Origin of the sequence: Mesorhizobium sp. YC-39 (genome assembly GCF_025753795.1) — a bacterium.
Taxonomy (GTDB): Bacteria; Pseudomonadota; Alphaproteobacteria; order Rhizobiales; family Rhizobiaceae; genus Mesorhizobium.
The window spans coordinates 709,862-733,554 of record NZ_JAOWPS010000001.1; the positions used below are offsets into that span (position 1 = coordinate 709,862).

The 23,693-nt window shown below is 62.8% G+C and carries 21 protein-coding genes; 15 read left to right on the forward strand and 6 right to left on the reverse strand.

Annotated elements, in window-relative coordinates; genetic code table 11:
- The first annotated feature begins 73 nt into the window (after positions 1 to 73).
- Complete coding sequence (locus OHD62_RS03425) at positions 74 to 469, forward strand: hypothetical protein (RefSeq protein WP_263780960.1); 396 nt, start codon at positions 74 to 76, stop codon at positions 467 to 469.
- Positions 470 to 488: 19 nt separating this feature from the next.
- On the opposite strand, the gene OHD62_RS03430 is transcribed toward OHD62_RS03425, so the two are convergent.
- Entirely contained in the window at positions 489 to 1,262 is a 774-nt protein-coding gene (locus tag OHD62_RS03430; protein ID WP_263780962.1) for a gamma-glutamyl-gamma-aminobutyrate hydrolase family protein, read from the reverse strand.
- A 392-nt stretch (positions 1,263 to 1,654) separates the two neighbouring features.
- Between OHD62_RS03430 and OHD62_RS03435 the strand changes: the two genes are divergently transcribed.
- Positions 1,655 to 2,764, forward strand: a complete 1,110-nt coding sequence (locus OHD62_RS03435) for a TRAP transporter substrate-binding protein (protein WP_263780964.1) — start codon at positions 1,655 to 1,657, stop codon at positions 2,762 to 2,764.
- A gap of 153 nt (positions 2,765 to 2,917) precedes the next feature.
- Here OHD62_RS03435 and OHD62_RS03440 read toward each other — a convergent pair whose 3' ends face one another.
- From OHD62_RS03440 to OHD62_RS03455, 4 genes are all read right to left on the reverse strand, one after another.
- Positions 2,918 to 3,940 carry a zinc-dependent alcohol dehydrogenase family protein gene (locus OHD62_RS03440; RefSeq protein ID WP_263780965.1) on the reverse strand — a complete coding sequence of 341 codons (1,023 nt, stop codon included), beginning with the start codon at positions 3,938 to 3,940 and terminating at the stop codon, positions 2,918 to 2,920.
- 19 nt (positions 3,941 to 3,959) lie between these two features.
- A complete protein-coding gene (locus tag OHD62_RS03445) occupies positions 3,960 to 5,741 on the reverse strand; it encodes a TRAP transporter large permease (RefSeq protein ID WP_263780966.1) in 1,782 nt (593 codons plus the stop codon).
- Entirely contained in the window at positions 5,738 to 6,343 is a 606-nt protein-coding gene (locus tag OHD62_RS03450) for a TRAP transporter small permease subunit (RefSeq protein ID WP_263780968.1), read from the reverse strand. Before OHD62_RS03450 ends, OHD62_RS03445 begins: the two co-directional genes overlap by 4 nt.
- Positions 6,344 to 6,536: 193 nt before the next feature.
- The gene (locus tag OHD62_RS03455) at positions 6,537 to 7,442 is read right to left on the reverse strand and encodes a branched-chain amino acid ABC transporter permease (protein ID WP_263780970.1); all 906 of its coding nucleotides are present in this window, start codon (positions 7,440 to 7,442) and stop codon (positions 6,537 to 6,539) included.
- Between the two features lie 154 nt (positions 7,443 to 7,596).
- Between OHD62_RS03455 and OHD62_RS03460 the strand changes: the two genes are divergently transcribed.
- The 13 genes from OHD62_RS03460 (at position 7,597) to OHD62_RS03520 (ending at position 22,503) form a co-directional block, all read left to right on the forward strand.
- Positions 7,597 to 8,208 (forward strand): CGNR zinc finger domain-containing protein, encoded by a 612-nt coding sequence (locus OHD62_RS03460; protein WP_263780971.1) that lies wholly within the window; start codon positions 7,597 to 7,599, stop codon positions 8,206 to 8,208.
- Positions 8,189 to 8,734 carry a hypothetical protein gene (locus OHD62_RS03465; RefSeq protein WP_263780972.1) on the forward strand — a complete coding sequence of 182 codons (546 nt, stop codon included), beginning with the start codon at positions 8,189 to 8,191 and terminating at the stop codon, positions 8,732 to 8,734. The genes OHD62_RS03460 and OHD62_RS03465 overlap by 20 nt, the downstream gene beginning before the upstream one ends.
- Positions 8,735 to 8,954: 220 nt before the next feature.
- On the forward strand, positions 8,955 to 12,434 hold the full coding sequence (locus OHD62_RS03470; protein WP_263780974.1) for an indolepyruvate ferredoxin oxidoreductase family protein: 3,480 nt from the start codon (positions 8,955 to 8,957) through the stop codon (positions 12,432 to 12,434).
- A 143-nt stretch (positions 12,435 to 12,577) separates the two neighbouring features.
- Positions 12,578 to 14,890, forward strand: a complete 2,313-nt coding sequence (locus OHD62_RS03475; protein ID WP_263780975.1) for a putative bifunctional diguanylate cyclase/phosphodiesterase — start codon at positions 12,578 to 12,580, stop codon at positions 14,888 to 14,890.
- A 148-nt stretch (positions 14,891 to 15,038) separates the two neighbouring features.
- Positions 15,039 to 15,818, forward strand: coding sequence for an N-acyl amino acid synthase FeeM domain-containing protein (locus OHD62_RS03480; RefSeq protein WP_263780976.1), 780 nt, complete (start codon positions 15,039 to 15,041; stop codon positions 15,816 to 15,818).
- A 113-nt stretch (positions 15,819 to 15,931) separates the two neighbouring features.
- Positions 15,932 to 16,081, forward strand: a complete 150-nt coding sequence (locus OHD62_RS03485) for a DUF3096 domain-containing protein (RefSeq protein WP_097574483.1) — start codon at positions 15,932 to 15,934, stop codon at positions 16,079 to 16,081.
- Between the two features lie 146 nt (positions 16,082 to 16,227).
- A complete protein-coding gene (locus tag OHD62_RS03490) occupies positions 16,228 to 16,452 on the forward strand; it encodes an aa3-type cytochrome c oxidase subunit IV (protein ID WP_263780978.1) in 225 nt (74 codons plus the stop codon).
- An 85-nt stretch (positions 16,453 to 16,537) separates the two neighbouring features.
- On the forward strand, positions 16,538 to 17,818 hold the full coding sequence (locus OHD62_RS03495; protein ID WP_263780980.1) for a Re/Si-specific NAD(P)(+) transhydrogenase subunit alpha: 1,281 nt from the start codon (positions 16,538 to 16,540) through the stop codon (positions 17,816 to 17,818).
- Complete coding sequence (locus OHD62_RS03500; protein WP_412177340.1) at positions 17,818 to 18,243, forward strand: NAD(P) transhydrogenase subunit alpha; 426 nt, start codon at positions 17,818 to 17,820, stop codon at positions 18,241 to 18,243. The genes OHD62_RS03495 and OHD62_RS03500 overlap by 1 nt, the downstream gene beginning before the upstream one ends.
- A gap of 6 nt (positions 18,244 to 18,249) precedes the next feature.
- Complete coding sequence (locus tag OHD62_RS03505; RefSeq protein WP_263780983.1) at positions 18,250 to 19,647, forward strand: NAD(P)(+) transhydrogenase (Re/Si-specific) subunit beta; 1,398 nt, start codon at positions 18,250 to 18,252, stop codon at positions 19,645 to 19,647.
- 181 nt (positions 19,648 to 19,828) lie between these two features.
- The gene (locus OHD62_RS03510; protein ID WP_263780984.1) at positions 19,829 to 20,212 is read left to right on the forward strand and encodes a MerR family transcriptional regulator; all 384 of its coding nucleotides are present in this window, start codon (positions 19,829 to 19,831) and stop codon (positions 20,210 to 20,212) included.
- Positions 20,187 to 20,786 carry a short chain dehydrogenase gene (locus OHD62_RS03515; RefSeq protein ID WP_263780985.1) on the forward strand — a complete coding sequence of 200 codons (600 nt, stop codon included), beginning with the start codon at positions 20,187 to 20,189 and terminating at the stop codon, positions 20,784 to 20,786. Before OHD62_RS03510 ends, OHD62_RS03515 begins: the two co-directional genes overlap by 26 nt.
- A 196-nt stretch (positions 20,787 to 20,982) precedes the next feature.
- On the forward strand, positions 20,983 to 22,503 hold the full coding sequence (locus OHD62_RS03520) for a hypothetical protein (protein ID WP_263780986.1): 1,521 nt from the start codon (positions 20,983 to 20,985) through the stop codon (positions 22,501 to 22,503).
- A 71-nt stretch (positions 22,504 to 22,574) separates the two neighbouring features.
- Here OHD62_RS03520 and OHD62_RS03525 read toward each other — a convergent pair whose 3' ends face one another.
- Positions 22,575 to 23,486, reverse strand: coding sequence for a hypothetical protein (locus OHD62_RS03525; protein ID WP_263780987.1), 912 nt, complete (start codon positions 23,484 to 23,486; stop codon positions 22,575 to 22,577).
- Positions 23,487 to 23,693 lie beyond the last annotated feature (207 nt).

The following is a 23,693-nucleotide window of genomic DNA, read 5'->3' on the forward strand; positions in this document are numbered from 1 at the left end:
CCACACCTATTAACGCCAGCTTAACGCTTTGAAATGATTGTGCATCCATCACCAAGTGCATGGGTGCGGATAGATGAAAACGCTTCCTGCGTTGATTACGGCGGCCGCGCTGTTGGGCGGCGTTCGGTTGTTTTACGACAGTGGCGGTGAGGGCCGTGCAGCCAATGTGCCAGCGCCATCCTCCGGCAACTACAGGTTGGTGGCCAATGGGGACGAAGCGTCTTGTGCGGTCAAGCGCGGCGCCGAAATTTCGTATGGCCTGTCGTTGTTGACGGTCGCCGCCAATTGCCGCCGGATTTTACCCGGCATCGAGCGCGCAAAATTCTGGCGAGAGCAGGATGACGGCACCGTTGCCTTCAGTGCGGATGGCATCGATCCGATCGTCACGTTCTCGGTCGCCGACGGCGATGGCTACGAATCCTACGCTCCGGCCTTGCCGCTGCTGTCGCTGGCAGCTGCCGATCCCTGATTTCGGGCAATTGGATTATTTACTCAGCCGCGGCCCTTGCGCCGGCTTTCGCCGCTGCATGCAGGCGCACCGCGTCGCCGAAGGCGCGGAATATCTTGGCCGAGACGTCGTCCGACTTGACCCAGTATTCGGGGTGCCACTGGACGCCGACCGCGAACGCGCGGGCGTCGCGAACCGAAACCGCCTCGACTGTACCGTCGGCGGCGACCGCCTCGACCTGCAGTTTCGGACCGAGCCGGTCGATCCCCTGGCGGTGCAATGAATTGACCTTGATGTCGCCAGTGCCGAACACGCCAGCGAGGCAGGTTCCAGGCTTGATTGAAATGGTCTGGTGGATGGCGAAGCGCTCGTCCTGATTGTCACTCACCGGCGCGCGGTGGTCGAGCGATCCCTCCCGCTCATGAATCTCGGTGCCCAGCGTGCCGCCCAGCGCCACATTCATCTCCTGTATACCGCGGCAGATGGCGAGCAGCGGCACGCCGCGCTCGATCGCCCTGCGGATCAACGGCAGCGTGGTGGCGTCGCGGGCCGGATCGTAGGGACCGTTGGCCTCGCTGGCGTCGCCGCCATAGAGTGAGGGATGCACATTGGATTTCGAGCCGGTCACCATGACGCCGTCGACCGAGGACAGCAACTCGTCGAAATCGAGCCGGTCGCCGAAGGACGGCACCAGCACCGGGAACACGCCGGCTCCCGAAAGCGCCGCCTCCAGATATTGCTGCGGGGCGGCATGCCAGGTGTAGTTGTCGAACTGGCGAACGTCGGTTGAGATGGCGACGAGCGGCTGCTGCATTTTTGATCCGGGTTTCATCTGCTTCGAAAAACCATTCTGCCTGCAAAATAGGCGATCCCGAGGCGCTTTGCCATGGCAAGTTTCGCCGCGTCGCATGGGCCACGGCATTAGAGTGACGTGCGTCCAATTGGACGCACAAAGTACGCTCTAACGCTTTTGAAGTTACGCATCGTGCTTTCCGAAAATCGATTCCGATTTTCGGGCCGATGCGGTGCGTTAGACTATAGTTGCAGGATCTGCGCTAAGGCCATGAATTTCCCGCAAATGCCGCCGCCAAATGCCGCTGCCGTGCTGGACTCGACTCCTTGCCCGTGTATTGTTTCGGCCAAGCCGGCCGGGGCGATGAGGATTTCCCGAATGTCGGTCTGTTGATCCAAAAAGGGAGGAAGTGCATGGATCGTCGATCATTCATCCGCAAGGCCGGCGTAACCGGCGTCGGTGCCGCGGCCGCTACCGCAGCGCTTGCCGCGCCGGCAATCGCCCAGTCCAATCCGAAGGTGACGTGGCGTCTGGCGTCTTCCTTCCCGAAATCGCTCGATACGATCTATGGCGGCGCCGAAGTCTTTTCCAAGATGCTGTCGGAAGCGACTGACGGCAATTTCACCGTGCAAGTCTTCGCCGCTGGTGAACTCGTGCCCGGCCTGCAGGCCGCCGACGCCACCACGGCCGGTACCGTCGAGGCCTGCCACACGGTGGCATATTATTACTGGGGCAAGGACCCGACATGGGCCCTGGGAGCCGCAGTGCCGTTCTCCCTTAACGCGCGCGGCATCAATGCCTGGCATTATCATGGCGGCGGCATCGACCTGTTCAACGAGTTTCTCGCCACGCAAGGGCTTTTCGGCCTGCCTGGCGGCAACACCGGTGTGCAGATGGGTGGCTGGTTCCGCAAGGAGATCAACACCGTTGCTGACCTTTCCGGCCTCAAGATGCGCATCGGCGGGTTTGCCGGCAAAGTGGTGCAGAAGCTCGGCGTCGTGCCGCAGCAGATCGCCGGCGGCGACATCTACCCCGCTCTGGAAAAGGGCACGATCGACGCCGCCGAATGGGTCGGTCCCTATGACGACGAGAAGCTCGGCTTCTACAAGGTCGCGCCCTATTACTACTATCCCGGCTGGTGGGAAGGCGGACCGACGGTCCATCTGATGTTCAACAAGGCGAAATACGAAGAGCTTTCGCCGGCCTACAAGTCGCTGGTGCACACCGCAGCGCAGGCGGCCGACGCCAACATGCTGCAGAAATATGATTCTCTCAATCCAGCGGCGGTGAAGCGACTGGTGGCCGGCGGCGCCAAGCTGCGTCCGTTCAGCCAGGACATCATGGCGGCTTGCTTCGAGAAGGCGAACGAGGTCTATGCCGAGATGGAGGCCACGAACGCGCCGTTCAAGAAGATCTGGGACTCGATCAAAGCGTTCCGCAAGGAGCACTATCTCTGGGCTCAGGTGGCCGAATACAATTACGACACCTTCATGATGGTCCAGCAGCGCAACGGCAAGCTCTGACCCTTGCTCGGGGCGCCATGTGTTCGTTCGAACAGGTGACGCCCCGATCTTGCCTAGAGCATCGGACCCAAAAGTGCGAAGCGGTTTTGGGGGAAATCCGATGCTCAAACAAAGAGATAGAGCGGCGGTACGATTCAATTTGAGTCCGCCGCTCTAGCGTGGCACCACCAGCACCTTGACCTCACCCGGCGCGGGTGGGTTTGCGATCACGGCCGCAGCCTCCTCAAGCGGCACCTGCCTCGAGATCAGCCGGTCGATCTCGATCGCGCCCGTGGCGATGAGCTTAGCCGCGCGGCCGTGGGTGAAGGGATTGAGGAAGGAGCCGAGGACCTTCAGCTCACGGAACAGAAGGTCGAAGGGCTCGAAAGCCGCTCTCATGCCTTGCGGCGTCACGCCGACGATGATGACGGTGCCGCCGGCCCTGGCCAGCCGCATGGATTGCTCGACAGTGTCGCGCACGCCGGCGCATTCGAACACCACGTCGACGCCGCCGGGCATCAGGCCCGACGGACCGGCGACCGCTTCGATGACATCGCCTGCGCCCGGATCGACCGTCGCCGTCGCTCCCAATTCCTCGGCAAGCGCGCGCCGCGAGGCCTGGCGTGTCGATAGGATGATGGTCCTTGCCCCGGCGAGCTTCGCCAACTGTACGGTGAGCAGGCCGATCACACCACCGCCCAGCACGACAACCGAGGCGCCCGGCTTGATCTCGGCCAGATCGACGCCATGCAGGCAGCAGCCAAGCGGTTCGCAGAACGCGCCATGCGTGGGTTTGAGGTCGCCGGGCAGCAGGAAAGCCTGCTTCTGCGGCAGCACGACATAGTCGGCGAAGCCGCCATCACGATGGATGCCGATGGCGCTCAGATTGCTGCACAGATTGACCCGGCCGGCGCGACAATGCAGGCAGCGCCCGCAAGCGATGTTGGGATCGCCGGTGACGCGGTCGCCGACGGAGAAGCCCGACACAGCCCCGCCCACCGCCTCGACGATGCCGGAGAATTCGTGACCAGGCGTCACCGGTGGTGTGCAGGGAAATTCGCCGTGGAAAAGGTGACGGTCAGTGCCGCAGACGCCGCACGCCTCGATCCGCACCAGGAGATCGTCCGGTCCGGGGGTGGGCTTGGCGACCTCGCGCAGCGCAATGCTCCCAACCGCTTCCAGCCGCACCGCTCTCATGGCTTTGTCGCCGTCGGCATCAATTGAAACTCGGCGGTTGTGACAGATCCGGCGCCGGCGCCGCCGGCTTGGCCGGTGGCGCGTCGCCGAAATTCGGCGGCTGCGACAAGTCCGGTGCCGGCGCGGTCGGGGCCGTGCCGCCATTGGCCGGAGGCGGCGCCCCGGGCGGTGACAGACCGAGGCCGGGCACTTCCGGCACCTGGTAATCGATCGTGCCCGGATCGACTGACGTGCCCTTGTAGTGCATCACCATTTGCGGGAAGGCGATGGTCAGTCCGATCATGATGACCTGGATACAGACGAAGGGCACCGCGCCCCAGTAGATCTGGCCGGTGGTCACCGGCGCGATCTGCTTGCCGGTGAGGCGGTCGAGATAGGGCACGCGTGCGGCGACCGAGCGCAGGTAGAACAGCGCGAAGCCGAAAGGCGGATGCATGAAGGAGGTCTGCATGTTGACGCCGAGCAGCACGCCGAACCAGATCAGGTCGATGCCGAGCTTGTCGGCGGCCGGCGCCAGCAGTGGCACGATGATGAAGGCGAGTTCGAAGAAGTCGAGAAAGAAGGCAAGCAGAAACACGAGGATGTTGACGCCGATCAGGAAGCCGACTTCGCCTCCCGGCAGTGACGTCAGGAGGTGCTCGACCCAGATGTGGCCGTTGACGCCGTAGAAGGTCAGCGAGAACACGCGCGCGCCGATCAGAATGAACAGCACGAAGGACGACAGCCTGGTTGTCGAGGCCAGCGCCTGCTTGATCACGTCGAGCGACAGCCGTCCCTTCACAGCCGCCATCGCCAGGGCGCCGACGGCGCCCATGGCGCCGCCTTCGGTCGGGGTGGCGATGCCGAGGAAGATCGTGCCCAGCACCAGGAAGATCAGCGCCAGCGGCGGGATCAGCACGATGATCACCTGCTGTGCCAGTCTCGACATCATGTTGATGTTCAGCCGCTGGTCAGCGATCGCCACGATATAGATCAGGATCACGCCGGCGCTGGCGCCGAGGATGTCGGCATTGTCGCCATGCGTCGGCGCCAGATAGCGGTAGGCCGCGTAGGAGATCGCGACTGTGACCAGCAGCGCCGCCAGCAATGACAGCACGCCATGGCCGAGCGTGCGGGCCTCCAATGGCAGCGCCGGCATCGACTTCGGCCGGACGATCGACATGATCAGGATGTAGAGCATGTAAAGGCCGGTCAGCACGAGACCGGGGATCAGGGCGCCCGCATACATGTCGCCGACGGAGCGGCCGAGCTGGTCGGCGAGCACGATCAGCACCAGCGACGGTGGGATGATCTGGGCGAGCGTGCCCGATGCGGCAATGACGCCGGATGCCAGCCGCCGGTCGTAGCCGTAGCGCAGCATGATCGGCAGCGAGATCAGCCCCATGGCGATGACCGAGGCCGCCACCACGCCGGTCGTGGCGGCAAGCAGCGCGCCGACGAAGATCACGGCATAGGCGAGACCGCCGCGGATCGGTCCGAACAATTGGCCAATCGTGTCGAGCAAGTCCTCGGCCATGCCGGAGCGTTCCAGCACGATGCCCATGAAGGTGAAGAACGGGATTGCCAGCAGCGTGTCGTTCGACATCACCCGGCTGCCGTAGAAATTGTCCGGCAGCGCGTGCAGCAGCGGCCAGGCGAGATTGATCGAACCGCCCGAATAGGGTGACACCAGCACGCCGATGAAGAAGAACAGCAGGCCGTTGGCGGCGAGTGAGAAGGCGACGGGATAGCCGATCAGCAGGAAGATGATCAGCGAGGCGAACATGATCGGCGCCATGTTCTGGGCGATGAACTCGATCACGAGCGCACCTCCTCGGCGAGCGCCTTCGCTTCGTCGGCGAGCGCCTTGGCTTCGAGTTCGGCCTGCTCATGCACGGATATGAACGGGTTGGGATCGTCCATGTCGCCGCGCATGATGGCGATCTTCTTGATGATCTCGGAGATACCCTGGAGCGCCAGCAGGAAAAAGCCGACCAGCAGGATGGCCTTGGCCGGCCAGATGATCAGCCCGCCGGAATTGTTCGACATTTCGCCGCTGCGGAAGGACAGCGACACATAGGGGACGAAATAGATCACCATCAAGGTCACGAACGGCATCAGGAAGAAGAGGTGACCGAGAAGATCGATCCAGTGCTGCACACGGCGCGGGAACATGCCGTAGACGATGTCGATGCGGATATGGTCGTTCTGCTTCAGCGTGTAGGCGGCGGCGAGCATGAAAGCGGCGCCGAACAAATACCATTGCAGTTCCAGCCAGGCGTTCGACGACATGTCGAACATCTTGCGGATAATGGCATTGCCGGCGCTGACCAGGATTGCCAGCAGGATCAGCCACGACACCCATCTGCCGATGAATTCGTTCACACGATCAATGGTTCTGGATAGAGCGAGCAGCCCTGCCATGCATTTCCTCCCTTATGTCAGCGGCGCGCCGATTCCCTCTTGTTTCCGGCGCGTCGCTGTGGCCCAACGGTATGCCGTGCGTGGCACGGCGGGTCAACACGGAGCGGGCCGGGTAAACAATCTTGTGAGGCGAGGGTGGGCGAAAACGGCCGGCTGACGGAACGTTATGCAACCAAAGTCTATCGGAAGCGGTTCAGGCAATCTTGCTCTGGTCGCGGCCGGCGCCGATCAGCACCAGCATGGCGACGAGGAACAGATACATCCAGGCGTCGCGCCACTCGACCGGGAAATAGCCGGCCCACAATGATTCGGCCATGCCGAAGGCGGCGGCACCCAGTGCCGCCCGTGGCGGCGAGAGATAGCCGCCGACCGCTGTCACGAACAGGATCTTCAGCCCGTAGACCAGTCCGGATCCGAAGCTGATATTGCCGTAATAGAGGCCGGCCATTATGCCGGCCAGCGCCGCGCAAAAGCCGCCGGCAAGCACCGCCTGCCGGAACACCGCGCGCACGTCGACGCCGCACATGGCCGCGGCCCTGGGATCGTCGGACACGGCCCGCCAGCGCCGGCCGAAGCTTGAGCGCGCGAAGGCAAAGGTGGCAAGTGCGACGGTTGCCACGACGACCGCGCAATCGAGCAACTGGATGAGCGTCAGCGTCGCCTTGAAGCCGGCGTTCTGCGCAAAGACGATCGGCTGGGCCAGCATCGGCGGCAGCCACAGATCGTGGGTATTGGCGGCGATGCGGCTCGCCTCAGACAGGAGCAGCAATATGCCCAGCGTCGTCACCACGATAGCGTTGGGCGTGCGGTCGGCCAGCGGCTCGAAGATGCTGCGCGACAGGACATGGCTGATCAGCGCCGCATAGAGGAAGGCAGCGACAATGCCGAGGGCGACCGCCGCGGACAGGGTCAGCCACAGCACTTGATAGCCGAAGGCCGCGGTGAGGATCATCATCTGCCCGCAAAAGGCGAACAGCCCGCCATAGGCGAGGTTCGTGCGGTGCAGGATGCCATTGGTCAAGACATAGCCGAAGGCGAGCAGCGCATAGAGCGCGCCTGAATGCAGCCCATTCAGGACCTGCTGGAAGAAATACAGCATGCGGCATCCCAGAGCATGTCGCCCAAAGTGCCAAGCGGTTTTTAGGCGACGACATGCACAACAACAGATGGACTGCGATGATCCGCGTCCAAGGAAGGTTTGCATCGTAGAATCTAACTTGTCAAATGCGATTTATCGGTTAGAAATTGTGCTCATGTCGGTTTCCTGGACCCCGCATCGCTTCACTGGCGGCTTGCTTGCGCTCGATACGGCCAACACTGTCGTGCTGCGTGGCGAGCCTCAGAAAACCTTCGACCGGTTTAAAGATCCGGGCGAGATCGCTCGTTTCGCCGACGCGGCAAGCGGCTTTCGTGCCGCCGAGCTTGGCGGCAGGCGGTTGGAAGCACCGGTGCCGGACAAGATCGCGCCGCTCGTATTGTCGATCCGCGAGGCTACCGACCGGCTGTTTCGTGGCGCTGTGTCGAAGGGTGCGGTCACCACCGCCGACCTGCCCGCCTTCCTGGGGGCCTGCGCTGATGGCCTGGCCGGCAGCCGGACTGAAATCGGTGCGGCGGGAAAGCCGTTCGGCGATCCGGCGACGCCGATCGCCTTCGAGGCGGCGCTGGCGGTTTCGGCGCTGTCGCTGCTGCAGGGCGACACCATCGCAAGGCTGAGGATCTGCCCCAATTGCACCTGGCTGTTTGTCGACAGAAGCCGCAATTCCAGCCGCCTTTGGTGCGACATGGCGGTGTGCGGCAACCGTCAGAAGGCGAGCCGCCATTACCGTCGCCGCCGGACGGTGGCCAATGAGGTCAACAATGTCTAGAAATCGCTCGATCCTGCTGGCGGCCACGCTGATTGCGGCTGTTGCGCTCGGCGCCTGCCGCGACACCGGCAAGGACGGTGAAGGCAAGCTGTTCGAGATTTCCGGCAAGCTGTTCGTCTTCAACTACCGTCTCGCCAGGGCGACCTATGTCGTGACGCTGCGGCCCCTGCAGCCGATGGGGGACGGCCAGGTCGCGGTCGCCAGCTTCCAGGATCCCGCCGGCGGCGCGCCATTGGTAGTTGAGCAGAAGGTTTGGCCGAAGCTCGACAAGGTGACCCTGGAGAGCCCGGCGCTGACCTGCGTTATCAAGAACAAGCCCTATGCGATTGCCATCAGCATCAAGGGCTCCGATGGCGCAGTTCTGCAGAAGATCGACACCACATTGATGTCGACGGAGGACCAGTCGATCCTGCCAGATCGGCCGCTGGTCATCGACCAGCTTTATACGGCCAATCCCGACCTTGCCGGCCATCCCGGCGGCAAATTGCCGAACGAGCCGAAGCCGGATTGCTCGAAGGGCATCTGACGCCGCTTCGCCAGTTCAGGCCAAGCTGGAATTTTCGTGCGCCGGCTGGGCAAACCGCATGTCGTTTCTTATAGCATCGGGCGCGAACAGGATTGTTCGTTGCGCGTTGCCTGGTAGCTTCGATTTTGTTTGACCTGCCCGGCAAGGGAAGAAACACTGCACCATCCAGCTCCGACGTTGGCCGCGCCTGTAGCTGCGGTCTTCGCAGAGGAAATGCCTGATGACGCTGCTTGAAGTTGCGCTCGACGACAAGTTCGATCTCGGAAAGGAGCGCATCTTCCTTTCCGGCGCGCAGGCGGTCATCCGCATGCTTTTGATGCAGCGCGAGCGCGACCGCCGGACTGGCCTGAACACCGCCGGCTTCGTTTCCGGCTATCGCGGCTCGCCGCTGGGCGGCCTCGACATGCAGCTCTGGAAAGCGAGGACGCAGCTCGCCGGATCGGACATCGTCTTCCAGCCAGGCCTCAACGAGGAACTCGCCGCCACCGCCTGCTGGGGCTCGCAGCAGGCCGAATTGCTGGGCGAAGGCACGCATGACGGCGTCTTTTCGGTCTGGTACGGCAAGGGACCGGGCGTCGACCGCTCCGGCGACGTGTTTCGCCATGCCAACCTTGCCGGCTCGTCGAAACACGGCGGCGTACTTGCCCTGATGGGCGACGACCACATGGCCGAATCTTCGACCAATGCGCACGCCACCGAATTCCTGTTCGTCGACACGATGGTGCCGATCCTCAATCCGGCCGGCGTCCAGGAGATCATCGACTACGGGCTCTACGGCTTTGCCATGTCGCGTTTCGCCGGCACCTGGGCGGCGATCAAATGCGTCAAGGACAATATCGAATCGACGGCCTCGGTCGATGCCTCCCTCGACCGATTGAACGTTGTCGTCCCAGATTTCGACATGCCGCCTGGCGGCCTCAACATCCGCAACGAGATCGACATGCTCGGCCAGGAGGAGCGGCTGCACGAATACAAGCGCTCCGCCGCTTCCGCCTTCATCCAGGCCAACGGGCTGAACCGGATCGTCTATTCAGGCGGCCGCAATCCGAAGCTTGGCATCGTCACCATCGGCAAGAGCTATCTCGATGTTCGCCAGGCGCTGGAAGACATCGGCGTCGACGAGGCCGCCGCCAACCGCATCGGTGTGAGGCTGTTCAAGGTCGGTTGCCCGTGGCCGCTCGACCTCAAGCACATCGCCGACTTTGCCCGCGGCCTCGACACCATCATCGTCGTCGAGGAGAAGCGCTCGCTGATCGAGCTGCAACTGCGCGAGAACCTCTACGGCACCGCCATGCAGCCGGTCATTGTCGGCAAGAGGGACGAGCGCGGCGACTGGCTGTTCCCGGCCAAGGGTGCGCTCGATCCCAACGATATCGCCATTGCGCTCGGCGAACGCATCCTGCGCGCCATCGGTCCGTCCGAGGAGATCGCCGCGCGGGTGGCGAAATTGCGCCAGTTCCAGGCGATGCTTGCCGACACCAAGGATATCGCCTCGCGCACGCCCTTTTTCTGCTCCGGCTGTCCGCACAATTCCTCGACCAAGGTGCCGGACGGCTCGCTCGCCGCCGCTGGCATCGGCTGCCATTTCATGGCGTTATGGATGGACCGCAACACCGTCGGCTTCACCGCCATGGGCGGCGAGGGCGCGCAATGGGTCGGTCAGGCGCCGTTCTCGAAGCGCGACCACATCTTCCAGAATCTCGGCGACGGCACCTACAATCACTCCGGCGCGCTGGCGATCCGTTTCGCGCTGTCGACCGACGCCAACATCACCTACAAGATCCTCTACAACGACGCCGTCGCCATGACCGGCGGCCAGCCGCATGAAGGCGGCCTGACCGTGGACATGATCGCCAGGCAAGTGCGGGCCGAGGGCGTCGAGCGCATCGCCATCGTCACCGACGAGCCGGGCAAATATGCCGGCAAGGTCGAATTCCCCGCCGGCGCCACCATCCATCACCGCGACGACCTCGACCTCGTCCAGCGCGATTTGCGGACGGTCAAGGGCATATCGGTGCTGCTTTACGACCAGACCTGCGCCGCCGAAAAGCGCCGCCGCCGCAAGCGCGGCACGTTTCCCGATCCCGACAAGCGCGTCTTCATCAACGAACTGGTCTGCGAGGGCTGCGGCGATTGCGGCGTGCAGTCGAATTGCGTTTCGATCCAGCCGGTCGAGACCGAATTCGGCCGCAAGCGCAGGATCGACCAGTCAAGCTGCAACAAGGATTTCTCCTGCGTCAACGGCTTTTGCCCGTCCTTCGTCACCGTGCATGGCGCCAGGATCAGGAAGGCCGAAGGCATTGCCGGCACGGCCGATCCGCTCGACGGCGTCCCTACACCGGCCGAATTCCCGCTTGGCGAGCAAGGCTGGGCGGCGATCATCGACGGCGTCGGCGGTACCGGCGTCGTCACCATCGGCGCGGTGCTCGGCATGGCCGCTCATCTCGAGGACAAGGGCTGCGGCATGATCGACATGGCCGGTCTTGCCCAGAAGGGCGGCTCGGTGTTCACCCATGTCCGCATCGCCCGCAGCCCGGACGATATCCACGCGATCCGCGTTTCGGCGGGGAAGGCCGACCTCGTGCTCGGCTGCGACCTCGTCGTATCGGGCGCCCAGAAGGTGCTCGCCGCGGTGCGCGAGGGTCACACCATCTTCCTTGCCAACACCGCCGAGATCATGCCTGGCGAGTTCACCCGCTCGGCCGACTTCTCGCTACCTGTCGAACGGCTGAAAAAGGCGATCCGCACGGCCGCCGGTGACGACAAGGCGCATTTTTTCGACGCTACCCGCGCCGCCGCCGCGCTATTCGGCAGTTCGCTTGGCGCCAACATGTTCATGCTCGGCTTCGCCTTCCAGCACGGCGGTTTACCGCTGTCGGCCGAAGCCGTCGAAAAGGCGATCGAGCTTAACGGCGAGGCAGTGGCGATGAACATCGCCGCGTTCCGCTGGGGCCGTCGTGCTGCCCATCAGCCGGATTTCGTCCGCCGCCTCATTGCTCAACCTGGCAAGGCCACACAGACGGCCGCGATTGCAGGCACGCTGGATGACATCATTGCCCGCCGCGTTGCTTTCCTCACCGCCTATCAGAACGCCGCCTATGGCAAGCGTTATGCCGGCAGACTGGCTGCGTTGCGCCAGGCCGAGGCCAGGGCCGTGCCCAGTTCCACCGATGTGACCGAAGCCGCCGCGCGGAACCTGTTCAAGCTGATGGCGATCAAGGACGAGTACGAGGTGGCGCGGCTCTATACCGACGGCTCCTTCGCCGCGGAACTGTCAAAGCAGTTCCAGAGCTATGAGAAGCTCGAATTTCATCTCGCGCCCCCGATCATGGGCAGGCGCGGCAATGACGGCAAGCCGCGGAAATCGAGCTTTGGTCCTTGGATGATGAAGGGTTTTCGCGTGCTGGCAGCGATGAAAGGCCTGCGCGGCACCACCCTTGATCTCTTCGGCTACAGCGCCGAGAGGCGTATGGAGCGGCAGCTTCTTGCCCAGTATGAGGCCGATCTGGACTTGATCACCGCAGCGCTTGCGCCTGGCAAGATCGAAGCCGCGACAGCGCTTGCCTCCGTGCCGGCGCTCATTCGCGGCTATGGCCATGTCAGGCAAGCCAGTGCCGAAAAGGCCGCGGGCGAGCGCCTGAGGCTGCTCGAACGTCTGGCAAAGGCCCCGGTGCGGCCGGAACTCCAGGCCGCGGAGTGATCGATACGGCTTGTTTACCTGATCGATAGTTTCCGTGCTTTCCCTAGGGTCAAGGGACTGGCGGCGGCCGCTGAAACGGCCTCTCTAAACCTTTCTTAAGGCGAATGTGACACTGCTTGGCTCCCCAGGGTTGGGATTCAGGCGTGAATCTGAGACGAAAAAACGAGATCCCGGTCGACGTCTACATCCCGTTCGTGGAAACTCTGTTTCGCGACGGGCTGACGCTTTCGATCGGATTCTTCGCCCAGACCTTGCTGGTTGTGCTGGTCTACTGGAAGACAAGGGATCCGACCTACATCGCCGTGGCCGTCGGATTGCTTACCGTCGCCTTCCTGCGCCTGCGCAACATCAGGAAATACCGCCACGCCCCGCCGCCCAAGACTTGGGAGGAAGCGCACCGCCGCGAGAATGACTACATTCTCTACGGCTCCATGCATGGTTTCATGCTGGCCGCCTTCTGTTTCGTCGGCATCTATCTCGCACATGACAATTTCGCCGAGATCGCAGCGGTCTGCGTGACGCTGGCGTCCGCCACGTCGATTGCCGGCCGCAACTATGGCTCGCCGAGGATGGTCATGATCTTCATCGTGGCTATGACCTGGCCCATCTCGTTGGGCTTTATCCTGCGTGGCGATGTCTACCACGTCATACTCGGTCTGATGTCGGCTCCCTTCCTGTTCGCGATCAAACGGTTCGCCGATGTCGTCCGCGAAGTCCTCTTTACCGCTCTGTCGGAGGAAAAGAAGGCTAACCGCATCGCCCAGCGCTTCAATCGGGCGCTGAACACCATGTCGCATGGCCTTGTCATGCTCGGTCCCGACGGTCGTGTGGCGGTGGCCAATGCGGAAGCCGCGCATCTGATGTCGCTCAAGTCTGCCGACGCGCTGCTCGGACGCTCGATTCACGGTCTGCTGATGCGCGGCGTTGCCGGCGGCATGCTGGCGCCGAAAGACTGCCGCTACATCGAAGCCCAGCTTACGCGCGCCCTGCGCGAGGGCCGCGACCGCAAGGTTCTCGTCTCGCTCGCGAACGGCCAGCACTACGAGTTTTCGGCGCGCGAAGGCAGCCAGGAACTGGGCGTCATCACTTTCGAGGATGTGACGGCCCGCGTCGAGGCGGAAGACAAGATCCGCTTCATGGCGCGTTACGACAACCTGACTGGCCTGCCCAATCGCGCCTATTTCCACGAACTGGTCGGAGAGGCCATGGCGTCCGGCGACCACGACCGTCTGTGCGGGCTCGCCGTGCTCGACCTTGATGACTTCAAGAGCGTCAACGATACGCTTGGCCATCCGATCGGCGATGGGTTGATCTATGCCGTCGCGGAGCGGCTGGCGGCGGTGGCGGGACCGGGCATCACCGTCAGCCGTTTCGGCGGCGACGAGTTCATGATCTTCTTCGACCGTGTCGAGGACGAAAGCCATCTGATCGGCCAGCTCGACGAGATCTTCGTCGACCTGCAGGGCGAGGTCGATGTCGCCGGGCACGGATTGCGCATCCAGGCCAGCGGTGGCGCGGTGTTGTCGCGGGTAAAGGACACCGATGTCGACGCCATGATCGTCAAGGCGGATCTCGCCCTCTACAAGGCCAAGGAACTTGGCAAGAACAGCTGGCGGCTGTTCGAGGCATCGATGGATGCCGCCTTCCGCAATCGTCAGCTGATGAAGGCGGACCTGCGCAGCGCAGTGGAAAGCAAGGGGTTGCGGGTGGTCTATCAGCCGATTGTGGCGATGAGCACGATGCGCATCGCCAGTTGCGAGGCGCTGTGCCGCTGGGACCACCCTGATCTCGGGCCGATCTCGCCCAGCATCTTCATTCCGCTGGCGGAAGAAATGGGCATCATTTCCGAGATCAGCACCTTCGTCCTCAATGCGGCGTGCACCGAATGCACCAAATGGCCGACCCAGACCAGTGTCTCGGTCAATCTCTCGGCCAAGGACTTCCGCAGCCGTGACGTCATCCAGAAGGTTCGCGATGCGTTGGCCAGTTCTGGTTTGGCCGCCGGCCGCCTGGAGATCGAGGTCACCGAGACGGCGCTGCTCGACGACAAGTCGCTGACGCGTCAATATATCGAGGAATTGAAGCGGCTTGGCGTGCGCATCGCGCTCGACGATTTCGGCACCGGCTATTCGAGCCTGAGCTATCTCCACAAACTGCCGCTCGACAAGATCAAGATCGATCGCTCGTTCCTGATGGACGTCACCCAGAACAGCCGTTCGCTCGAACTGCTCAAGGGCATCGTCAATCTGTCGCGGCCGCTGGGGCTTTCGGTGACCGTCGAGGGCGTCGAAACCTTCGAACAGCTCAAGATCCTGGCCTTGCAGGTCAAGCCGGACCTGGTCCAGGGCTTCCTGTTCGGTTCGGCGCTCAGCGCCTCCGGCATCGAGACAATGTCGAGCACGGTCTGGCCCTTCGCCAAGGACATCAAGACGGCCAGGAAGGCGACGCGTCGCTGATTTTCGCCGAAAAATCTCGTATTTTAGTATAATTTTACCAATTGTTAACCTTAACGACTGGTAAATGATCTCCATCTTATTTTCATCTTTACATCTCAGGACCCTGCCGTAATGTCGATCGCGGCGGCAGTTTGCGGGGATTGAGTTCATGAGTATTGAGTTGACTTCGCCTCGCCAGGCGGCGGGCGCGGACGCGAGTGGTGCGTCCGACACCATGTCCAGCTTTGCCAGGAATGTCTCGGCGATGCTGGAGCGGACGGAGTACCGCCGCTGCGACAAGGGCGAAGATCTCGAGGACATCTACCGCCTGCGCTACAAATCCTATCGTCTGAGCGATATGGTCCAGGAAAATCCCGACCATATTGTGCATGACGAGCTCGACGAAGCGGCCAATTGCTCCAAGTTCGGAATCTATATCGACGGTGTTCTGGTCAGCACGCTGCGCATTCACCATGCCTGCAGCGCCACGCCGCAGTCACCGTCCACCACGGTCTATGGCGACATATTGCGCCCTATGCTGGCGGCGGGCGCGCATTTCGTCGATCCCAGCCGCTTCGCCGCCGATCCGGACTGGTCGAGGGTCTATCCGCAGATTCCCTATCTGACGTTGCGACTCGCCGGCATGGCCTGCTTTTACTTCGATGCGCCCTATTGCCTCTCCACCATCCGCCCGGAGCATGCCGGCTTCTACCGGCGCATTTACTGTTCCGAGCAGCTTGGCGAGTTGCGCGACTATCCGGGCTTGAATTACAAGGTCGTACTCTACCGCGCCAACGTCAGCGCCATCCGCGAGCGGTCCTTCTCCCGTTTCCCGTTCTTCCGTTCAACGCCGATGGAGCAGCGTATGCTGTTCGAGGCGCCCAGTGCCGGTGAGCTCGCACCGCTGACCATCCTGCCCACCGCCAAATATTATCGCGAAGCTGCCTGAAACTGGCGTTTTGCAGCATGGCCGTGGAGCGTTCCGACCGCCTCGGCGTTCTGACAGGCGGCATCGGTAAAGCTGCAGGCCGCTTCGGCGGCGTCCTATCGAAAGGAACCGACATGACCATCTCCACGCTCGCGCTTACCCCGCTGATTTCCCTGATCGCCGGCGTGCTGATCCTGATCATGCCGCGGCTGTTGAACTATATCGTCGCCCTCTATCTGATCGTCGTCGGTCTGCTCGGCCTGTTTCCGCATCTCGCCGGTTGAGACATCAGGCCGTCGCGGAAGATCTTTCGTCAGCGGCTTCAATTTTCCTTTGAGGTTGTTGTCGCCGGCGATGCGGCAATAGCGCCATTGCCCTCGGCCCGGCTTTTCGCTATGTGCCTGAAAGATGTCTTCGAAGGGGTATTCCTATGGCTGATCACACGCCGACCGGTCCTGTCGAACTGGGCGCGAAGATGGACTATGCCGAGCACGACCGCACCTATGCCGGCTTTGTCATGCTCGCCAAATATGGGTCGCTGTTTTGCGCCGCCGTGCTTTTGGCAATGGCTTTCGGCTTCTTTGCAGGCGGCTTTTTCTCGGCGACCATCCTGTTCGTTCTGATCCTCGCCGTCGGCGCCTTCATTCTCCGGTAGATTTTTCCAAAACCCCCTGCCTTGACGTCGCCGGCAACCCGGCCGGCGTTTTGCGCAAACAGGTTCCAGCCGAAAGGATCATGCGGTGGGACAGACGGTTTTCATCCCTCGTGAGCTCGATGCGAACGAGCCGCGCGTTGCTGCCTCGCCCGATACGGTGAAGCGGCTGGCGAGCCTCGGCTTGGACATCATTGTCGAAAGCGGTGCCGGCACCGCCTCACGCATACCCGACGAAGAGTTCGCCAAGGCGGGTGCTGCGATCGGCAAGGTCGGCGACGCAGCCAAGGCCGATGTGGTGCTGAAGGTGCGCTGCCCCACGGATGCCGAGCTGAAGGGCTACAAGTCCGGCGCCGCCGTCATCGCCATCATGGATCCCTACGGCAACGATTCCGCCGTCGCTGCGCTGGCCAGGGCTGGTGTCACCGCCTTCTCGATGGAATTCATGCCACGCATCACCCGCGCCCAGTCGATGGATGTGTTGTCCTCGCAGGCCAACCTCGCCGGCTACCAGGCGGTGATCGACGCTGCCGCCGAATATGACCGGGCGTTGCCGATGATGATGACGGCGGCCGGTACGGTCCCGGCGGCGAAGGCCTTCATCATGGGCGTCGGCGTCGCCGGCCTGCAGGCGATCGCGACGGCAAGACGGCTTGGCGCGGTCGTCACCGCCACCGACGTGCGGCCGGCGGTGAAGGAACAGGTGCAGTCGCTCGGCGCAAAGTTCCTGGCGGTCGAGGACGAGGAGTTCAAGGCGGCCGAGACCGCTGGCGGCTACGCCAAGGAAATGTCGAAGGAATACCAGGCCAAGCAGGCGGCGCTGACCGCCGAGCACATCGCCAAGCAGGATATCGTCATCACCACGGCGCTGATCCCGGGCCGCCCGGCGCCGAAGCTGGTGTCGGCGGCGATGGTCGCCTCGATGAAGCCGGGTTCGGTGATCGTCGACCTCGCGGTCGAGCGCGGCGGCAATGTCGAGGGCGCTGTCTCAGGCAAGGTCGTCACCACCGCCAATGGGGTCAAGATCGTCGGCCATCTCAACGTGCCGGGCCGCGTCGCGGCCTCCGCTTCGCTGCTCTATGCCAGGAACCTCTTTGCCTTCCTGGAGACGCTGGTCGACAAGGCGACGAAGACGCTTGCCATCAAGCGCGACGACGAGCTGGTCAAGGCAACCATGCTGACCGACGGTGGCAAGGTGGTGCATCCGGCCTTCGCTAAAGCGACGGTGGATCCGCATGTCGAACCGGCAGCGATCCCGGCGACGACGATGGTTGCCGATGCGTCGGTGAAGAAAGCCGCGCCGAAAAAGACCGCCGACAAAAAAGCCGCCACGGGCAAGTCCGCTGCCAAGCCGAAGGGGATCGCGTGATGGACCAGACCTTGCAGAAAGCCCTCGACCAGCTCGACCAGGCAAGTGCTGCCGTCCGGCTCGCGGTGCAGAACCTGGCCAATGCGCCCGGCAGCGCTGATGCGGCCGGTGACGCGGCGCACGCGCTGTCCGGCGGCGCCATCGACCCGTTCGTCTTCCGCTTCGCCATTTTCGTGCTGGCGATCTTCGTCGGCTACTATGTCGTCTGGTCGGTGACGCCGGCTCTGCACACGCCGCTGATGGCCGTCACCAACGCCATCTCCTCGGTCATCGTCGTCGGCGCGCTGCTTGCCGTCGGCATCGCGGCCTCCGGCATTGCCGCCGGCTTCGGTTTCGTCGCGCTGATGCTGGTCTCGGTCAACATCTTCGGCGGCTTCCTCGTCACCCAGCGCATGCTGGCCATGTACAAGAAGAAGGACAAGTAGAGCGCCATGAACGCCAACTTCGCCTCCTTCCTCTATCTGGTCTCCGGCATCCTTTTCATCCTGGCGCTGCGCGGCCTGTCGCATCCGACCACCAGCCGCCAGGGCAACATGTACGGCATGATCGGTATGGGCATTGCCATCGCCACCACGCTTGCGCTGGCCACCCCATCGGCCGGTCGCTTCGGCCTGATCGTGCTTGGCCTTGCCATTGGCGGCGGCGTCGGGGCGGTCACCGCGCGGCGCATCGCCATGACCTCAATGCCGCAGCTGGTCGCCGCCTTCCACAGCCTCGTCGGCCTTGCCGCCGTCATGGTGGCCGCCGCCGCCATCTATGCGCCGGAAAGCTTTGGCATCGGCACGGCGGGCGACATCCATGCCCAGGCCCTCATCGAGATGAGCCTTGGCGTCGCCATTGGCGCCATCACCTTCACCGGCTCGGTCATCGCCTTTTTGAAGCTCGACGGCCGCATGTCGGGCAAGCCAATCATGATCGGCGGCCGCCACTTCATCAACGCCGCCCTTGGCATCGCGCTGATCGTACTGATCGTGCTGCTGGTCACCAGCGAGTCGAAACTCATCTTCTGGCTGATCGTGGCGGCGTCGCTGGTGCTCGGCATCCTCTTGATCATCCCGATCGGCGGCGCCGACATGCCGGTCGTCGTGTCGATGCTCAACTCCTATTCCGGCTGGGCAGCCGCCGCCCTTGGCTTCACGCTCGGCAATCTGGCGCTGATCATCACCGGCGCGCTGGTCGGCTCGTCGGGCGCCATCCTGTCCTACATCATGTGCAAGGGCATGAACCGCTCCTTCATCTCCGTCATCCTCGGCGGTTTCGGCGGGGAGACGGCGGCCGCCGCCGATGACGGCATCGAGCGTACGGTCAAGCAGGGCTCGGCCGACGATGCCGCCTATCTGATGATGAACGCGCAGAAGGTCATCATCGTGCCCGGCTACGGCATGGCGGTCGCCCAGGCGCAGCATGCGCTGCGCGAGATGGCGGACAAGCTCAAGGCCAATGGCGTCGACGTCAAATACGCCATCCACCCGGTCGCGGGCCGCATGCCCGGCCACATGAACGTGCTCTTGGCGGAGGCCAACGTGCCTTACGACGAAGTGTTCGAGCTCGAGGACATCAACTCCGAATTCGCGCAGGCCGACGTCGCCTATGTCATAGGCGCCAACGACGTCACCAACCCGTCCGCGCGCGACGACAAGTCGTCGCCCATCTTCGGCATGCCGATCCTCGATGTCGACAAGGCGCGCACCTGCCTGTTCGTCAAGCGCTCGCTTGGCTCAGGCTATGCCGGCATCGACAACACGCTGTTCTACAAGGACGGCACCATGATGCTGCTCGGCGACGCCAAGAAGATGACCGAGGAGATCGTCAAGGCCATGGATCACTGAGCCCGATTGCTCAACTGTCGCGGAATGTTCGTTTTTGCGACGCCGTAAAATTCAGTCGCAAACCTGTCGCTTCAATCGGGATTTTCGCGACAAGGCCAGTCAGCACAAAAAGCGATTCCCTCTTGACCTAGAGCCACTCCAGCTCGCTAGCCTACGCAGCGTCACAGGCTACAGGCAGGATATGCGTATCTCGGAAGCTGCATCTACAAGCGGATTGAGTATCGACACCATCCGCTACTATGAAAAGTTGGGATTGCTCCCGAAAATCGGTCGCGGAAGCGCCGGGCGGCGAGACTTCTCGGCCGAAAATATCGAATGGCTTGTTCTTCTGTCCTCGCTGCGAGAGACGGGCATGCCCATGGCGCAGATGCGCCAGTTTGCGCGGCTTTACCAGCAGGGCAACGAAACGCTATCCCAACGCAGGGCAGCGCTTCTCGATCACGCCGCGCAATTGGAAAAGCGTCGGACCGCCTTGGACCGCTGCGCCGAACTCCTTGCCTATAAGCTCAAACGGTATGATGAATTGGCGAAGGGGTGTCATGAGGATTATTGTCGTCGGCGCTGAAGGCGATATCGGAAAAGTAGCCTGTGAGGAACTGGGCTCCCGCCATGAGATCATCAAGGCCGGACGATCGAGCGGCGATATTCAGGTTGATATGGCTGATCGCGCCTCGGTCGATGCCATGTACGCCAAATGCGGCAAGGTAGATGCCGTCATTTCGACTGCCGGGAACGTTCATTTCGGCCCGTTGGCGGACTTCACCGAAGAGACGTTCATGTTGGGGCTGCGCCACAAGGTCATGGGACAGGTGAATCTTGTATTGGCAGGGCTGAGCAACGTCGGTGACGGCGGCTCGTTCACACTAACAAGCGGCGTGCTCGATCGTGATCCTATCAGGATGGGAGCAGGCGCGGCGGCAGCAAACGGCGCGCTCGGCGGCTTTGTTCTTGGCGCGGCGATCGAGATGCCGCGCGGCCTTCGCATCAATGTCGTGAGCCCTAGCCTGCTGGATGTGTCTGTGCCGAGATACGGGGAATGGTTCCCCGGCCATGAACCCGTTTCATCAAAGAGGGTCGGGCTCGCCTACGCAAAGAGCGTGGAAGGCGCGATCACCGGCAAGGTGATCATCGTCGAATAATTCGCGTAATCCCTAAGTGTTGCGACAAAATCACCAGCGTTGAACTCTTGAACTGATTCCTGTCGCAAAACTCGCTCGCAGAAGCCGGCGATTTACGACAGATATTAGCGACACTTTTTGCGCTCGCGCTGGATTCCGCGTTACGATGGCCAAGTTCTGTTCCGACGGACGGGATTTGTTACCAACGGAGGCACTGGTGTCTGGCCCCCAGCCTGTCGCTTCGCCGACCATGATCGACTCGCCTGGGAAGGCCAGTCTACCGGCCTCCGCCAAGGCGCCACGCAAGCTTAGCCAGGCGGTGGTGATCGTGCATGGCATGGGCGAACAGCGGCCCATGGACACGCTGAGGGGTTTTGTCGAGGCTGTTTGGAGCCATGACCCCGCCCGCGCGCCTTTCTATGCCCATGTCGCCGATCCGGCCGACCCCTCGACTGAGAAGATCAACCAGAGCTGGATCACGCCCGACAGCCGGACGAACTCGCACGAGCTTCGCCGGATCACTACCCCTTACGATGTCGATGGCCGCCGCACCGATTTCTACGAGCTTTACTGGGCCGACATCACGCAAGGCACGACGCGGGGCCGGCTCGCGGCCTGGGTGACAAACCTGCTCTGGCGCAAGCCCGCCGACATTCCGCGCGACGCCCGCGCGCTCTACGTCGTCACGCTTTTGGCCGTCATTGCCGTCCTCGCCGCGGCGCTCGTCCTCGCGACGTCGGCCTGGCAAGGCTGTATTTCCTGGACCACTGGCATGGTCGTCACCATCCTGGCGTCGTTGGTCATCTGGGCGGTGGACCGGTTCGGCCTGCCCTATTTCGGCGATGTCGCCGCCTATGTGCGTGCCGAAGCGGCGACGGTCGAGAAGCGGGCACTTGTCCGCGACCGTGGCCTGACGCTGCTGAAGCGACTCATGATGGACGATGCCTACGACCGCATCGTGCTGGTCTCGCACAGCCTGGGATCGATCATCGCCTATGATCTGCTGCAGATATTGTGGGCCGACTTCAGGCCGCGAAAGCTGGAAGCAGCCCGCGACAAGGCCAGGCTGAAGGCGATCCGCGCCATCGACAGCGCCACGCTCAAGTCAGATGGCTCTGTGTGGCCCGACAGGTTGGATGACCTTTTCGGGTTCCGGCGCGATCAATGGGAACTCTATCGGCAGCTCCGCGTCAGGGACGCCGATCATCCGCTGCCATGGAAGATCAGCGATTTCGTCACGCTCGGCAGCCCGCTGACGCACAGCGAATTTCTGGTGAGCTACAATCTCGCCGAATTCAGGCGCGGCATTGCCGAACGGCTGTTTTCGGCATGCCCGCCGGTTGCCGAGGGAGCTGCTGGTACAGTGCTCTATGAGGAAGGGCACAGCCCTTCGGGTAAGCGGCTGCGGGCAGTGCATCATGGCGCGGTGTTTGCCGCGACGCGCTGGACCAACATCTTCGACACGGGCAATGGCTGGCTGACGGGCGACCCGATCTCCGGACCGATGACGGAGAACTTCGGCCCCGGCGTGGAGAATATTCAGGTCGAGCTGCGCGGTTCGCTTGGCCGCATCTTCACACATACGCTCTACTGGTCGCTGGCGGCGACCGGCGTCGAGATCGCCGCATCCGTCGGCACTCCGCCACGCTCGCATCTTGCCGTGCTGCGCGACGCCGTCGATCTCGGCCGCAAACTGGAGCCCAGCCAGGTGCCGCCGACAACCCCTGCTGGAGGGTAGGTCAAAAACAATCCACTCCGGACTATCAGTCCGGAGTGGATTGAAGAGGATCGAAGCCGTTCGGGCGCCGATCAACGAGTGGTCATCAGAACCGCTTCTTCGTCGTCACGCTGCCGGCCGCCGAGTGCCGCGGCGGCACTGGCGATAAAGGCACCGATGACGAGCGACAGGGCGCCGAGAAGCGCGAAGGTGGCGCTTGCCTTCCTGGCGGTGTCGGCGGCTTGCTGGGCCTTGACCTTGGTATCCTGCACCTTGGCGACCAGTGCATCGACACGCGCCTGCGCATCGGTTTCCGACAGGCCGGTTCGCGCCGCGACCAGCTGTGCCAGATAGGTCTTGTCGTCGGCCGAGATTTCGCCTGCCGCAGCACTCGCAATCAGGATACGCGATGCCTGTGCTGCAGCATCGCTATTCGGGCTGGCAGCCGCAAGCCTGCTCGCATCGGCCGGGCGGAACAGCGAATCCACAAGATAGGATGTCGCATTGTCGGCTGATGCCCCACTGGCATTCGCCGAAGCACCTGCGGACGCACCCATTGCGGCACCCGATGCAACGGTGGAGGCCGCCTGGACGCCGGTGCCAAGTGCTGCGGAAAGCGCCGAGCCAAGCACGCCGATGACGATCAGCGTGGCAAGCGCCCAGGCAAGGAAACCGTGGGCAGTGTCGCGGAAATAGACTTCATCGGTATGAATACCCACCCATTTGGTGCGCAGCCGGCCGGCAAGGTAGCCGCCGACGCCCGATGACAGCCATTGCACGACGATCAGCCAGACCGCGGTGGATACCGCGAAGGTGGTGACCGAGGCGCCTGAACCGGACCATGGCGAAACCATGCTCAGCCCGAGGCCGGATCCTAGCAGCATCAGGATGAAGGTCAGCGTCGAAGCCGCGAAGGCGCCGGCGATGACCGGCCCCCAACTGACGGCGGGAGAGGATGATTCCGTCGGTACGGAACCGTCGACAACCGATAGGGTAGACTGCATGGACGCCCCCTATCGCGCGAAAAGCATGATGAGAATAATGATCGGAATCGGAATTCCAAGCAACCAGAGCAAAATGCCGCGTCCCATGAAATCCTCCTGTGAGACATTGTGATCGATACTGTCACAATGTCCCGGAGGGCCTTCTGTTCCGGCCGGTCGGCAAATGATTTTGCTGTGGTTTGAGGCATGGAATGACGGAGCGCGCCA

Bases quoted from the DNA above. Each gene is read 5' to 3' on its own strand.
- OHD62_RS03425 (WP_263780960.1), top strand. From the start codon at position 74: ATGAAAACGCTTCCTGCGTTGATTACGGCGGCCGCGCTGTTGGGCGGC.
- OHD62_RS03430 (WP_263780962.1), bottom strand. From the start codon at position 1,262: ATGCAGCAGCCGCTCGTCGCCATCTCAACCGACGTTCGCCAGTTCGAC.
- OHD62_RS03435 (WP_263780964.1), top strand. From the start codon at position 1,655: ATGGATCGTCGATCATTCATCCGCAAGGCCGGCGTAACCGGCGTCGGT.
- OHD62_RS03440 (WP_263780965.1), bottom strand. From the start codon at position 3,940: ATGAGAGCGGTGCGGCTGGAAGCGGTTGGGAGCATTGCGCTGCGCGAG.
- OHD62_RS03450 (WP_263780968.1), bottom strand. From the start codon at position 6,343: ATGGCAGGGCTGCTCGCTCTATCCAGAACCATTGATCGTGTGAACGAA.
- OHD62_RS03455 (WP_263780970.1), bottom strand. From the start codon at position 7,442: ATGCTGTATTTCTTCCAGCAGGTCCTGAATGGGCTGCATTCAGGCGCG.
- OHD62_RS03460 (WP_263780971.1), top strand. From the start codon at position 7,597: ATGTCGGTTTCCTGGACCCCGCATCGCTTCACTGGCGGCTTGCTTGCG.
- OHD62_RS03465 (WP_263780972.1), top strand. From the start codon at position 8,189: ATGAGGTCAACAATGTCTAGAAATCGCTCGATCCTGCTGGCGGCCACG.
- OHD62_RS03470 (WP_263780974.1), top strand. From the start codon at position 8,955: ATGACGCTGCTTGAAGTTGCGCTCGACGACAAGTTCGATCTCGGAAAG.
- OHD62_RS03480 (WP_263780976.1), top strand. From the start codon at position 15,039: ATGAGTATTGAGTTGACTTCGCCTCGCCAGGCGGCGGGCGCGGACGCG.
- OHD62_RS03485 (WP_097574483.1), top strand. From the start codon at position 15,932: ATGACCATCTCCACGCTCGCGCTTACCCCGCTGATTTCCCTGATCGCC.
- OHD62_RS03490 (WP_263780978.1), top strand. From the start codon at position 16,228: ATGGCTGATCACACGCCGACCGGTCCTGTCGAACTGGGCGCGAAGATG.
- OHD62_RS03500 (WP_412177340.1), top strand. From the start codon at position 17,818: ATGGACCAGACCTTGCAGAAAGCCCTCGACCAGCTCGACCAGGCAAGT.
- OHD62_RS03505 (WP_263780983.1), top strand. From the start codon at position 18,250: ATGAACGCCAACTTCGCCTCCTTCCTCTATCTGGTCTCCGGCATCCTT.
- OHD62_RS03510 (WP_263780984.1), top strand. From the start codon at position 19,829: ATGCGTATCTCGGAAGCTGCATCTACAAGCGGATTGAGTATCGACACC.
- OHD62_RS03515 (WP_263780985.1), top strand. From the start codon at position 20,187: ATGAGGATTATTGTCGTCGGCGCTGAAGGCGATATCGGAAAAGTAGCC.
- OHD62_RS03525 (WP_263780987.1), bottom strand. From the start codon at position 23,486: ATGCAGTCTACCCTATCGGTTGTCGACGGTTCCGTACCGACGGAATCA.